Raw genomic sequence first — 13,093 nt, 5'->3', positions numbered from 1 at the left:
ATGCCATAGTGCGGGGCTGCAGGTTCCGATCAGTGGATAAACTACGGGAACGCCATTACCGGCACTCCTGCCGGGAAAATAGATTATGTTAAGAAGACTTTTTTTTCTCTTGCTGGGTACAGGTACATCCCTGGGTGCGGTCGGCTTGCTGCTGTTCTCATGGCTTGTGGTTCTGGACCCTGGTGAGGAGATTCAGCAGGCCAGCATCGAAAAGATCCTGGCGGTTGAGAGCCCTGTTTATTACAGCGGGGGAAAGGACAAGGTCGGGGTGTTTTTCGAGACCGCCCACCGTCAGTACGTTCCATACGAGCATATTCCTCAAGAATTCATCTCCGGGATCATCGCCGCCGAAGACCGGAAATTTTTCAGTCATTACGGGATAGATGTTCTCGGGGTACTGAGAGCAATTGCCGCCAATATCAGGGCAGGTCGAGTGGTGCAAGGCGGGAGCACCATTACCCAGCAGACCGCCAAAAACCTGTTCAAGCGCAAAGACCGGTCGATCGCCTCAAAACTCAAAGAGCTTCTTTTTGCCCTGCGGCTTGAATATCACTACCCGAAAGAGAAGATCCTTGAATTTTATGCCAATCAGTTCTATGTGAGCGGCAACGGCAGGGGGCTTGGCGTTGCCGCCCGTTATTATTTCAACAAGGATGCCTCTGAGCTGAATCTGCTTGAATGCGCTTTCATTGCCGGAAGTGTCAAGCGCCCCAATTATTACAATCCTTTTATTAAAAAAGATGAAGCCGACCAGGCGGCCGCACGGGAGAGATCCCGCCTGCGTGTCAAATACGTCCTGGGGCAGATGGCCAGGAACGGGCTTTTGAGTCAGCCGGTTTTTGAGGAAAATCTCGGGCAGGAGATCCCTTTCAACCAGGGGAAGATGTATTTCTCGCTGAACACGATCATGGATATGGTCAAAGAGGCCATGGATGAACCGGAGGTAGTCGAGGCTTTCAGTGAGCATGGCATCAGCAATATGGCGACCTCCGGGGTGAAGGTCATTACCAGTATTGAAAAAGACCTTCAGGAGAAAAGTTTTTATACCCTGCGCAAGGAGCTGTCTCGCCTGGATGTGCGTTTGCGCGGGTATGAAAGGGAAGCGGTGCAGCAGGAATATCTGGCTAATAACAGAAACATCGAACGTGAGGAGGGCAGGGGGTCATTTCATTTCGGGCGGGTCATTCAAATTGAAGATGGCGCTATGCCCAGGATAAGCGTCGCGATTGACGGGACCAGGCCTGATCGGTCTGACGCTTATATAGACCGCAAAGGGTTGATGAATCTGCTGACACCTTTCGTCAAACATGAGAAGCAGCTCTGGTCCACGGCGGGCAAGAGTGATATTCCCAAGCTTCTTGCAATGCTTAAGGAAGGGGATCTCGTTTACGTCAGTGTCCGAGACGTTGATGCTGATACCGGAGCGCAAATTCTTGACCTTGAGAAATATCCGCAGGTCCAGGGTGGTCTTCTGGCGATGCGGGAAGGGATGATCCGGGCCATGGTCGGCGGGATGGAAAACCGTTATTTCAATCGGGCCATTTCTGCCAGGAGACCCATGGGCTCGGTCGTGAAGCCTCTCGTCTATGCCGCGGCACTCCAGCTGGGCTGGAACACCATGGACGTGCTGAATAACGAACGGAATGTGTTTGTGTACCAGAACATGCCTTATTTCCCCAGGCCTGACCACACCAGCCCCTACAAGGGGGTTTCCATGAGCTGGGCGGGTGTTCATTCAGAGAATCTTGCCACAATCTGGCTTCTTTACCACCTCTGCGACCATCTCTCCCTTGCCCAGTTTAAAGATGTGCTTGCCTTTCTGTCACTGGACCAGTTGCCGGAAGAGTCCGCTACCGCATACAAGAGAAGAATCCGCGATTCTTTCGGGATTGTCGTTGATGATGATGCCCTCTACGAAATCGCTTTTTCCCGGGCTATTACCGAGCTTGAGCCGGATCTGATATTTGCCGGCAAAATGAAAGAGTATGAAATCGTCAGCAAGTTTCATTACGGTACAAATTTTGACAAGTTTGTTGAAGCTGTTGATGAAGATCTTGGGCTGGTAGAAAATGCAGATGGTAAAAGAACGGAAAACATATATGAAGATGAATCCCTCAGAGAGGAAAAAGATCGCAAGAAAAAACTGAAAGAGGCAAAATTGCGGAAAAGTCTCCTGAAACAGAACTATCTGAGGTATAAAAAATTCCTTGATGGGCTTAATCAGGTCAAGATCAGTGTCGCTTCTCTGGCGGAGGAGTCTGAAGAGATTCCCATTTACCGCAACCAGCAGACCGGCGATTATATCTACCATGAACTTGAGAGAAAAGAGCCGGAGCCTGGAGAAGAAAATGGAGAGGGTCTGGAAGGTGTGGTGGAGTATGAGCCTGTTCCGGTGGAATGGCGCAAGGTGGATCGGTCGGAGCTGGTCAGAAGCATCTCTTCAATGCAGGGAAATGAGGAGGAAGAATTCTGGGACGGAGTGCTGATTGACAACATGCTGGCATCCGGCACCATTGAACTTCTGAACGAGGTCATTGAAAAGGAGTATACTGTCCTGAATGAATTGCCTCCATACAGTCAGGAGGTCCTCTACAAGGTGCGTGATTTCAGGGTTATGGCCGGGCTCCAGTATATTATCGGCCTTTGCCGGGCCATGGGTATTGAAAGCAAGCTGGATCCGGTTCTCTCTTTCCCTCTCGGGTCCAATGTCCTGAGCCTTCTCGAAGTGGCAAGAGCTTATGAAGGGATGCTCACCGGCAGCATCAGATGGAATGGCGATCAGGGCGGCGGAGAGAATCTGTCGATTATCGAAAGCATTGAAGGGAGCGATGGTGAGATTATTTTTAAGCCGCTCCAGACAGAGAGGCAGGTTCTGGCCCAGGAGACTTCGATTGCCCTGGGTGATATTCTAAGAAAAGTTGTCAAATATGGAACTGGAAGGTATGCTGACCAGAATATTAAATTGACCAGCAATGATCCGGAACTGAACAGGCAGCTTACCGAACTTGATATTGATGTGCCGGTCGTCGGCAAGACCGGAACTGCCAACAGATTCACGAATGCCAGTTTTGCCGGAGGAGTGCCCGGGATAATCCAGGGGAATGGTTTCTCGTTTCCTGAAGGGTATATTCTGACGGCATATGTGGGTTTCGATGACAACACGCCGATGGTCTGGAAAACCACAAACATAACCGGTTCGGCAGGTGCTCTGCCGGCCTGGACCAGTGTCGCCGGCCACATACTGAAAACCAGGGGGTACGCAGCCAAGCTCGATCTGGTTGACATATCCTTTTCGGGGATCACTGAATATCCCCTTTCATACCCGGCCCTGGGGCAGATGGAAATCAGGGTCGATCCCAAAAGAGGCGGCTTGGCAAGCACCGAGACTCAATCTGACGCGACTATCCTGACCTTTGGGGAAGAGATCAGCGGCGGACGGATCAAGCCGGCAAGATTTTTCAAACCTTACTGGATGTCTGAACAAAGATGAAACGCCGTTTACACCTTCTAGATTCACCCTTCGGGTTTAAGTCTCGTACGAGCAGACTGGTCCCTCAACTTGGCTTTATCGTTTTAATTCTGACCTATATTATGGCCCTCAGCGGGTGCGCTCCGAGCAAAGTGGCGCCACCTTCTTCCGGGGAATACACCATTGAAAAGCATGTTGCCCGGGAGCCTTTTTCGGAAGCAGCTGAGCGTGGAGGCCCGGACTCGGAATTGATTGCCAGTTCCTCCGGGTCTGACCTGGATCTGAAGCAGGGTGGGGCGGCTGGAGGAGCTTCGCCTGTAGAAGTGAGAGTGCGGAAGGTGATGGTTCTCCCCAGTGTGGCTATGATTGATCAGCGGCTGGCCCTGTATGGTGAGAAAGTGTCCAACTGGCAAACTCTGGCCGAGCAGATCGAAGACCTGGAACTTCTCGCGCGGCGCCCGCCCAACTGGCCGGACTGTTTCAACCGGATTGAGAACATCTTCCGCGGATACAGTTTGTTGATGGAAGTCGCACTGAAGCTTGAACATCCTTCCATCGAGGACGAGAATCTTTCCCTTGACCCATGGCAGATTTATAACCAGGATATTTCTTATCTTGAAAGCGGTTGTGAACAGGTTTTTATGGCCAGTGCGGCTCTCGTGAACGGACTGATCGACCGCCACACCGACAGTGTGGCGCGACAGAGTGAATCAATCGTAGGCCAGTATGCGGGCAAGGGGCGTTATGAGGAGGCGATCATCGCTTTTCAGAACCTGATGGCAGCCTATCCCGAAAGGGATGTGAGTCTTGATACCAGAAGGATGTATGGTCTTGCCCTCCTGAAAACCGGCAAACTGGAAATGGCGGGAGAGGTCCTGGATGGCACTCTGAAAGAGATGACTCCTTCTCCGGAAGAGCGCTCACTCAGAAGGCTTGTCGCCGACCTTCTGCTCGCTTCGGGTCGTATTGATCTGGCCAAAAAACATTACCGCCGACTGGCGGATTTTTTTGAATCAAGGAAGGGTGATGACCGTTGGGTTGCAGATCAGCTGGCGCTGTTGAGTGGTGTCGAGATGGATGCCAGCGAGTTGCCTTTGTATATGGATGTCCTGCGAAGTTATATCACCTTTGATGGTTTGAATATTCCTGCCGGCATGAAGGAGCAGGTTGAGAAGCTGGAAGAAGAGTTCCCTGACAGTCCTTTTTCTTTCAGGGCCAGGCAAATGTTCGGCCAGACCGAGGATTCCGCCAGGGGATGGATCACCAGCAAGATGGATAGAATCGATGCCTATCTCAAGAAAAAGGATTTCTCCCAGGCCAAGGCAACCCTGGAGATGATGCTTGCCGGCGACCTGCCGGTGAGTATGCGTGAGACAGTCCAAAGGACAATGGACGATGTTCTTCTTGCCGAGATGCGGAGTCTTGAAGAACAGAAGGCGCTTCTCGAGCAGACTCTGGGCGAGCAGTGGGAGAAGGCCGTCAATAACCTGGAATCAAGAAAGTTTGATGAGGCGATCAACGCCTTTACAGCCCTCCTCGACACTGATTATGATGCTCAGGCCAGGGAGAAGATCCGTGAGACATCCGAAAAGGCCGCTGCCGAGATGCGCAGACTGGCGGCGGGGATCTTCGTCAAGGCAAGAAAGGAGGGTGATTACGATCGCAAAAAACAGCTCTTCAAAGAATGCTGGGGGCTGCTGAATGATATTATGATCAAATACCCTGAAGTGTCTCTCATTAGTAAAGTGAAACAGAATATTGAGATTATTGAGCAGCAGATAGTGCTGTTCGATCCTGAACTTCTCCCGGAGCTTAAAGGTCTGCCTGCCGGAGGAAACAAAACATCTCTCTTCAATGAGTGAGAAAGGCTCGCGTAACGATTTCCATTGCCAAGTCAACCTCTGCTGAATATGTAAGCCGACAGTTTTGCTCTTCATAGCAAATCCCTGTGTTTAAGCGCCTTGGAGTATAGATATTCTGCCCGGCCTGCTTCAGCAGAAACGCCCCCCCTTTGTTTTCTCTTTCCTTTTCATTTTCGATCTGTCTGAGTTGGAAATTCCTGTTACTGCCTTCTCCTTCTTAAGAATATTTCCTGTATCTCCAAAAAACTACTTGATAACGGGTGTAGCTTTCGCGGTAGAATATTTTTGATTTGTCGCGGGGGTATGTTGAGTCAGGGTTTTGGCAATAAAGCCGAGTTGAGCAGCGCGTCTGCTCGCACGAGACTTATGCCCGAAGGGTGAAAGAAGTTCCTATGGAGAAAGCAGGTATGGCAGGAAAGAAAAGAGGGGTTTCCGAGCTCCTGGAAGAAATGGCCCTGAAAATCATGATGGTGGAGCCGGGGACCCTTGGTGAAGTGGGTGAGCTGCTCGGCTTTATTGAAGAGTTCATGAGCCTTGACCAGAGTGCCTCTCCTCCCGAATTGTTCAGAATGGCCGATTTACTCCAGAAAGCGCTGGAGAAAATCATCATGGCCGAGCTTGACGATTCGGCCGGGAATTATGAACGGATCGGACAATGTATTGTCTATATGCAGGAGATCAACCGCAAGGGAACGTCTGAAGCGGCGGATGTTGAAAAATTCTGCAATGATTTGAAGGCGACCGGTTTTGCTGTCAGTCCGCAGATTTTCAGTGGTGATTCAAGCGCTCAGGCAGTTGAAGAGCCTGCCGGTAAAGAGCAGTCGACGGAAGAAGATGTCAATCTTGATTTTCTTCAGGATAAGGAGCTGCTGACCGGCTTCATCGAAGAAGCCTTCGATCATCTGGAGTCCATAGAGGTAAACGTACTTGATCTTGAACAGAATCCCGATGACCTTGAAATTATCAATAATATATTCCGCCCCTTTCATACCATCAAAGGAGTGTCCGGGTTTCTGAATCTGAAAACCATCAACAAGCTTGCCCATACAACCGAGAATCTTCTCGACGATGTCAGGAACGGAGTCCGGGAAATGGACTCGGAAGTTATTGATGTCGTATTAAGCGTGGGTGACGCTTTGAAATCGATGGTTGAGAATATCAAGGATGTTCTCGAGAAAGGTGTCGACAGTTACAAACAGTTTGATATCAGTGGGTTTGTAAAAAGGATTAGTGTTCTCCGTGAGGGAGGAAGTTTGCCTGCCGAAGCCGGAAAAGCTGCCGAAAGAACTGTTCCGGCAAAAGAGAGTGATGATCCGGTACCAGCTGATACCGAGACGGGAAAAGGAGAGGAGCCCTCCGGATCTGATCCGGATAGTGATAAAAAGAGCGATGACGGGCAATCCAGAAAAGGGAAGGTCGGCGCCTCGATCAAGGTTGATATTGAAAAACTGGACGGCCTGGTCAACGCGGTCGGCGAGCTTGTGATCATGCAGGCAATGGTCCAGCAGAACCCGCTGGTTTCTTCCATCGCAGATCCTAAACTTACAAAGGATTTCTCCCAGCTTTCCAGAATCACCAGCGAGTTGCAGAAAACGGCCATGGCGATGCGGATGGTGCCGATCCGGCAGACTTTCCAGAAGATGACCAGACTGGTGCGGGACCTGTCGAAAAAATCCGGCAAGCTGGTCGACCTGGTGATGATCGGTGAAGAAACCGAGATTGACCGCAATATGGTCGATTCAATTTATGATCCTCTGGTCCATATGATCCGCAACTCAGTGGATCATGGTGTTCAGACTCCCGAGGAAAGAAAGAAGATCGGCAAGTCGGCGACCGGAATGGTCAAGCTCAGTGCCTATCAGAAGGGCGGCTATATCGTCATCGAAATTGAAGATGACGGCAACGGTCTCAACAGCGAGAAAATCAGGAAGAAGGCCATTGATCGGGGGATTATCAAGGAGGGCGAAAACCTGAATGATCACGAACTCAACAACCTGATCTTTCTTCCGGGATTTTCAACGGCCGATAAAATAACCGACGTCTCGGGTCGGGGGGTCGGCATGGATGTTGTCAAGAAAGCGGTGGACAAACTCAGAGGCAAGGTTGAGGTCATAAGCCAGCCCGGAGAGGGTTCGCAGTTTGTCATAAGGTTGCCGCTGACCCTCGCCATTATTGACGGAATCATCGTCCGGGTCGGAGAGGAGAGATACATCATTCCCACCATCGCCATCCAGGAATCCATGAAGCCGGAACCGGAGAAGTACAATACCGTTCAAGGCAAAGGGGAGACCCTGATGGTCAGGAACAAACTGGTCCCCATTATCCGCCTCTGCGAGGTGTTCAATATTGATGGCGCCAACGAGGACCCATGGAACTCCATCGTTGTGGTGATAGAGAATGAGGGTCGCCAGAGGGCTCTGATGGTCGATGAGCTTCTTGGCAAGCAGGAGGTGGTGATCAAGAGCCTTGGCGGCTACCTGAAAGATATTCCGGGGGTTGCCGGTGGAACTATCCTTGGTGACGGGAGGGTGGGTTTAATTTTGGACCTTGCGGGTCTTATTTCAACAGGTGATGGCAAACAGAAGCTGGAATCGGCCGATGACGAGGGCGAGTGAGGTCAAGAAAGTTGATAAACAGAAAACAAGGTGTGAACAGAGATGAGTGATCCTGGAACAAGCCAAGCAGTCAAGGCAAAGTCAACTCAGGGGGCCAACAAATATCTTACATTTGTCCTTGGCGAAGAGCAGTACGGAATTGAGATTCTCAAGGTCAGAGAGATCATCGGAGTTATGGAGATCACCGTGGTTCCCCATACTCCGTCTTTCATTAAGGGCGTGATTAATTTACGGGGCAGGGTAATTCCGATCATTGATCTGCGGCTTAAATTTGAGATGGGCAGCCGGGATTACGATGAGAGAACATGCATCATAGTTGTTGATGTCCATGGGGGGTCAATTCTGGTCGGCATGGTAGTGGACTCAGTTTCGGAAGTCCTGAATGTGGTTGCCAAGGACATTGAGCCTCCCCCTTCTTTCGGTTCCAGACTCGGTGATTCGACGAGTATTCTCGGGATGGCCAAGGTGAACAGCGAAGTGACAATTCTTGTTGATGTTGACAAGGTGGTCGGCAAAGGGATCGACCTGCAATTCAGTGAACACTGATACTGGCGGTGTAGAAGCTGGTCGCGTGGTGCGTGACTTTCCAGCCGTGGCTCGACCGCAGCTGGTTAATTCAATACTGATTGAATGCTGATGAAACAACCGCATAATTCTGCCAGGTCCGTTTCGGGCTTCGGCCATGAGAAGATGTCGATGGAATTGTTTCAGGCTTTCAGCAGTCTGATCTTTGACAAAACCGGCATATTTCTCAAATCCGAGAAGCGGGAACTTCTTAACGCGCGACTCGGGAAGAGATTGCGGGTGACCGGCATCGAGTCTTTTCAGGATTATTATGATCACGTGATCGGCAATGGAGGGGCGGGTGAGTTGGTCCATATGATCGACAGTGTATCGACCAATTTCACCAGTTTTTTTCGCGAGAATGCACATTTTGATCATCTGGTCACCGAGGTTCTGCCGAAATTGATCGAAACCATTGGCCCCAGAAAAAATCAGATCACGATGTGGTCATCTGCCTGTTCATCGGGCGAAGAGCCTTATACTTTGGGAATGGTTGTTGATGATTATCTGCGAAAATATCCGGCCCTGAACTTCAATATTCATGCGACGGATATATCGACCAAGGTTCTGGCAATTGCGGAAAGAGGGGTTTATCCAGAGGAACGGGTCGTCAAGGTGCCGCCGCTTTTTCTGAAGCGTTATTTTCAGAAAGGGGTGGGCAGGAGTGACGGTCTCGTGAAAGTACGGGAAAACCTTAAGAAAAGAATCAGTTTCAAGCATTTTAATCTGATGGACCAATATCCATGGCAGGAGGAGCTTGATGTAATTTTCTGTCGGAACGTGATGATCTATTTTAACCGGGAGACCCAGAAGGAACTTGTAGAAAAATTCCATCGGTGCCTCAGGCCCGGAGGGTATCTGTTCATCGGTCACTCCGAGAGTATATCGAATATCAAGCATGGATTTACGCAGATGGCGGCAACGGCCTACAGAAAATAATCGGCAGGGCACTTTTTGTAAGTAGGTTGGTTTGTCTAACACTACCAGGTGGCAGTCGTTTCAAGGCAAATGGAGGGCGATTTCGGATGAAAATTGTAGTTGGAATATCTGATATGAAGGTCAGCAAGGCGCCGGAGGATACCTTGATCACCTACTCCCTCGGTTCCTGCATAGGACTGGTAATCTATGACCCAGAGGCCAGGGTGGGCGGCATTCTTCATTATATGCTGCCGGAATCAAGTCTTGACAAGGACAAGGCTGAGAGAAAGCCCTGCATGTTTGCGGATACCGGGATCCCCCTGCTTTTCAAGGAGGCATACAAGCTTGGCGCATCCAAGACCCGGATGGTGATCAAGGTTGTCGGCGGAGGACAGATTATGGACGCCGACGGGGTATTTAATATCGGCAAGAGAAACTACATGACGTTGAGGAAAATGTTTCTCAAGAACAAGGTCATGATTGCCAAAGAGGATGTCGGTGGCACGGTCAACCGGACCGTAAGTATCGACGTGGCAACAGGTGTTACTACCCTCAAAGTTTCCGGTAAGGGGGTATATGAGATATGAGCAGGGCAGAAGAAATACTGAGCATGGTCAAACATATTCCCTCTTTCCCGAAAGTGGCGCACAAGGTCATGGGGATGATTGATAATCCGGAGGTGAAAGCAAAAGACCTGGCGGAGGTGATTCAGTTCGATCAGGCCATTACGGCGAATGTCCTGAAAATGTGCAACGCCGCATATTTCGGGCTTTCCCGCAAGGTTACGTCACTGGATGATGCTCTGGTGGTGATCGGCCAGTCGATCCTGAAAGACATCATTATCGCGAGCAGCAGCGCCAAATATTATAAGGGGGCGGTCGGGGCCGGATATGATCTCGAGCAGGGAGATCTCTGGAAGCATTCCGTGGCCGTGGCCATTACCGCCAAGATGCTGGCCAGGGAGATCCCGGGTGTGGATTCCTCGGCTGCCTTTACTGCAGGGCTTCTCCATGATATCGGCAAAAGAGTGGTCAGCAGTTTTGTTGCCGATGAATTTGAAAAGATCATGGCCATGGTTCGACTCAAGAACTGCTCTTTTGTTGAGGCGGAAGTCAAATGCCTCGGCATTTCCCATCCGGAACTTGGCGCCAGAATTCTTGAAAAATGGGAGTTTGACAAGGAGATGGTCGAAGCAGTCAGGATGCACCATGAACTCGACTCACTGAAGGGTGGACCTTTGATGAAGGTTGTCACCTTAAGCAACAGCCTGGTGATCTCGACAGGAATCGGGGTCGGGGCGGATGGTCTTGCCTCAAGGGTGAATGGCGAGGAAATGGCGAAGCTTGGATTTACTGAAGAGAAGATGGACCTGCTGATGGCCGAAGTTGTCATGGAGATGGAAAAGGCCGAGGATATTCTGAATATTTGATCATGTTCACTGGCGTATCTGTTGCATAAGTCAGATAGGACCAGAGGGTGAAGCAATGGAATTCAATGTGTTGATAGTTGATGATTCAAAGACGATCCGCAGCGTGGTCATGCGCGTGGTGGAGATGTCCGGGGTCCCGGTGGGAGAATTCCTGGAGGCCGAGAATGGTGCCGAGGCACTTGAAGTCGTGCGCGGTAATAAGGTCGATATCATTCTCACCGACATCAATATGCCGGTCATGGACGGGCTGCAGTTTCTTGAAGAGCTCAAAAAAGATTCCGGGATTAAAAACATTCCGGTGATCATGGTGTCGACTGAGGCGAGTGAAACCAAAATCACCAGGGCCGTTCGCCTTGGCGCCGAGGGCTACATCAAGAAGCCCTTTGTGCCGGAAACCATTCGGGAGATCATGCTGAAGATTCTGAATAAGAAATATGGGTTTGTCCCTGGAGAAGACAGTGTCGCCGAAGAAGGTGGTGACTTGGATTTCTGATCGGCCCGGGCATCGGCCAAAAAATATTTCATAGTACAGGTGTGATATGAATGACGATCTCAGGCAGATGGTTTATCAGTCTCTGGCCGATGTTTTCGGAATCATGTTTTACATCCCGATCGAACCCCTGGCGGATCAGCCGCCCCGGGAAATGTGGGAGTCAGAGAAACATTATGTTGAGGCGAGGATAGCTATCAATTGTGGAGATGGCTCTTCTTTCCAGGCAATGTTCTTTTTTCCTGAAGATTTGGCCAGAAACATTGCCATCAATTTCATGGGCATTGACGAAGAGGCGGTCGACGAGGAAAAGGTCATTGATGCGGTCCGGGAGGCTGCCAATATGGCGGTGGGTGGACTGTTGGGGAAAATTGATCCCGAAGCAAAATGCCAGCTGGGGATTCCATCCGCAACCATGTCTACCGGATTTTCTCCGGGCGGTCTTCTTGATGCGCCTGGTGCATGCGTGTATGAGACGGAATTCGGCTATCTGTGGATAGATTTCGGCAATCTTGACAGGATTGGTTAGCGCGGATTTGTTCAATTAAAACCGCCGGGTGGGCAGGTTTTCAGAAATATTCAGTTATAATGAGCCGCCATGTTTCAGTGAGTTGGCCGGGGAATTTATCGTATGAATAAAATTCGGGTTCTTGTTGTTGACGATTCAGCTGTTGTCCGCAAGGTGTTCACCGAGGAACTCTCCCGGGAGAAGGACATTGAAATCGTTGGTACCGCCCCGGACCCCTTTGTGGCAAGGGACAAAATCGTCAATTTAAAACCCGATGTGGTCACCCTTGATGTTGAAATGCCGAGGATGGATGGGTTGACCTTCCTCAAGAAACTGATGAAGCATTTCCCGTTGCCGGTCATTATTGTCAGTTCTCTGGCCAAAGAGGGGGGCGCTTTGGCCCTTGAGGCCATGGATGCCGGAGCGATAGAGGTCATATGCAAGCCCGGTGAAGCCTATTCTGTCGGCGATATGAGTGTGCAGCTTGCCGAGAAGATACGGGCGGCCGCCAGGGTTGATATGAGTCGCTGGGGGTCGGGTTCCAGGAAGGCCCCGGCCCCTGTCCAGGGGAGATTCGGCAATCTTGCCATGGCCGACAGTACCAATAAAATAATCGCCATCGGGTCTTCAACCGGCGGCACGGAAGCCCTTGCCAGAATTCTTCCCCAGTTTCCTCCGACCATGCCCGGGGTGCTGATCGTCCAGCATATGCCGGCCAATTTTACCAAGAGTTTTGCGGACAGGTTGAACGACCTCAGCCAGATATCGGTCAAGGAGGCGGAAGATGGTGACTCTATCCTTCCCGGCACGGCCCTGCTTGCGCCGGGAAATTTTCACATGGTCATGAGACGGAGCGGTGCCAGGTATTTTGTGAATGTCAAAACCGGGCCCCTGGTCCACCATCAGCGTCCGGCTGTTGATGTATTGTTCAACTCCGTTGCTGCCTATGGTGGAAAAAACGCCATCGGAGTTATCCTTACGGGGATGGGAAAGGACGGGGCGCAGGGAATCCTCAAGATGAAGGAGGCTGGAGCCGGGACCATCGCCCAGAACGAGAGGAGCTGTGTGGTTTACGGGATGCCCAAGGAAGCGGTTGCCACCGGAGCAGTTGACAAGATTCTCGATATTGATGACATCCCGGCCGGGATTATTGACATTCTCTCTCCCTCCAAGACCTGAGGTTTGAAAAGGTCTGTTTTCACCCAGCGGGTACTCACTTCAGCACCACCTTGAGTTAT

10 protein-coding genes are annotated in these 13,093 nt (G+C 50.7%); all 10 read left to right on the top strand.

What is annotated here, in order from left to right; translation table 11 throughout:
* Positions 1 to 85: 85 nt before the first annotated feature.
* The 10 genes from KKG35_06270 (at position 86) to KKG35_06225 (ending at position 13,034) form a co-directional block, all read left to right on the top strand.
* Positions 86 to 3,490 carry a transglycosylase domain-containing protein gene (locus KKG35_06270; protein ID MBU1737728.1) on the top strand — a complete coding sequence of 1,135 codons (3,405 nt, stop codon included), beginning with the start codon at positions 86 to 88 and terminating at the stop codon, positions 3,488 to 3,490.
* Positions 3,491 to 3,621: 131 nt separating this feature from the next.
* Positions 3,622 to 5,331 carry a hypothetical protein gene (locus tag KKG35_06265; GenBank protein MBU1737727.1) on the top strand — a complete coding sequence of 570 codons (1,710 nt, stop codon included), beginning with the start codon at positions 3,622 to 3,624 and terminating at the stop codon, positions 5,329 to 5,331.
* Positions 5,332 to 5,738: 407 nt separating this feature from the next.
* The gene (locus KKG35_06260) at positions 5,739 to 7,946 is read left to right on the top strand and encodes a chemotaxis protein CheA (protein MBU1737726.1); all 2,208 of its coding nucleotides are present in this window, start codon (positions 5,739 to 5,741) and stop codon (positions 7,944 to 7,946) included.
* 42 nt (positions 7,947 to 7,988) lie between these two features.
* Complete coding sequence (locus KKG35_06255; GenBank protein MBU1737725.1) at positions 7,989 to 8,492, top strand: chemotaxis protein CheW; 504 nt, start codon at positions 7,989 to 7,991, stop codon at positions 8,490 to 8,492.
* Between the two features lie 90 nt (positions 8,493 to 8,582).
* Positions 8,583 to 9,449 (top strand): protein-glutamate O-methyltransferase CheR, encoded by an 867-nt coding sequence (locus tag KKG35_06250; GenBank protein MBU1737724.1) that lies wholly within the window; start codon positions 8,583 to 8,585, stop codon positions 9,447 to 9,449.
* Positions 9,450 to 9,535: 86 nt separating this feature from the next.
* Positions 9,536 to 10,015, top strand: coding sequence for a chemotaxis protein CheD (locus tag KKG35_06245; GenBank protein MBU1737723.1), 480 nt, complete (start codon positions 9,536 to 9,538; stop codon positions 10,013 to 10,015).
* Positions 10,012 to 10,857 (top strand): HDOD domain-containing protein, encoded by an 846-nt coding sequence (locus tag KKG35_06240; GenBank protein ID MBU1737722.1) that lies wholly within the window; start codon positions 10,012 to 10,014, stop codon positions 10,855 to 10,857. Before KKG35_06245 ends, KKG35_06240 begins: the two co-directional genes overlap by 4 nt.
* Positions 10,858 to 10,912: 55 nt before the next feature.
* Entirely contained in the window at positions 10,913 to 11,350 is a 438-nt protein-coding gene (locus KKG35_06235) for a response regulator (GenBank protein ID MBU1737721.1), read from the top strand.
* Positions 11,351 to 11,396: 46 nt separating this feature from the next.
* Positions 11,397 to 11,876 (top strand): chemotaxis protein CheX, encoded by a 480-nt coding sequence (locus KKG35_06230; protein MBU1737720.1) that lies wholly within the window; start codon positions 11,397 to 11,399, stop codon positions 11,874 to 11,876.
* A 102-nt stretch (positions 11,877 to 11,978) separates the two neighbouring features.
* Positions 11,979 to 13,034, top strand: coding sequence for a chemotaxis response regulator protein-glutamate methylesterase (locus KKG35_06225; GenBank protein MBU1737719.1), 1,056 nt, complete (start codon positions 11,979 to 11,981; stop codon positions 13,032 to 13,034).
* Positions 13,035 to 13,093: the final 59 nt, after the last annotated feature.

Source organism: Pseudomonadota bacterium (assembly GCA_018823285.1).
Lineage (GTDB): Bacteria > Desulfobacterota > Desulfobulbia > Desulfobulbales > JAGXFP01 > JAHJIQ01.
The sequence above is the reverse complement of the archived record's forward strand: the minus strand, read 5'-3'. Positions and strand labels throughout refer to the sequence as shown.

Coding starts and splice junctions, on each gene's coding strand:
- KKG35_06270 (MBU1737728.1), top strand. CDS start 86: ATGTTAAGAAGACTTTTTTTTCTCTTGCTGGGTACAGGTACATCCCTG.
- KKG35_06255 (MBU1737725.1), top strand. CDS start 7,989: ATGAGTGATCCTGGAACAAGCCAAGCAGTCAAGGCAAAGTCAACTCAG.
- KKG35_06230 (MBU1737720.1), top strand. CDS start 11,397: ATGAATGACGATCTCAGGCAGATGGTTTATCAGTCTCTGGCCGATGTT.
- KKG35_06235 (MBU1737721.1), top strand. CDS start 10,913: ATGGAATTCAATGTGTTGATAGTTGATGATTCAAAGACGATCCGCAGC.
- KKG35_06240 (MBU1737722.1), top strand. CDS start 10,012: ATGAGCAGGGCAGAAGAAATACTGAGCATGGTCAAACATATTCCCTCT.
- KKG35_06260 (MBU1737726.1), top strand. CDS start 5,739: ATGGCAGGAAAGAAAAGAGGGGTTTCCGAGCTCCTGGAAGAAATGGCC.
- KKG35_06245 (MBU1737723.1), top strand. CDS start 9,536: ATGAAAATTGTAGTTGGAATATCTGATATGAAGGTCAGCAAGGCGCCG.
- KKG35_06225 (MBU1737719.1), top strand. CDS start 11,979: ATGAATAAAATTCGGGTTCTTGTTGTTGACGATTCAGCTGTTGTCCGC.
- KKG35_06250 (MBU1737724.1), top strand. CDS start 8,583: ATGAAACAACCGCATAATTCTGCCAGGTCCGTTTCGGGCTTCGGCCAT.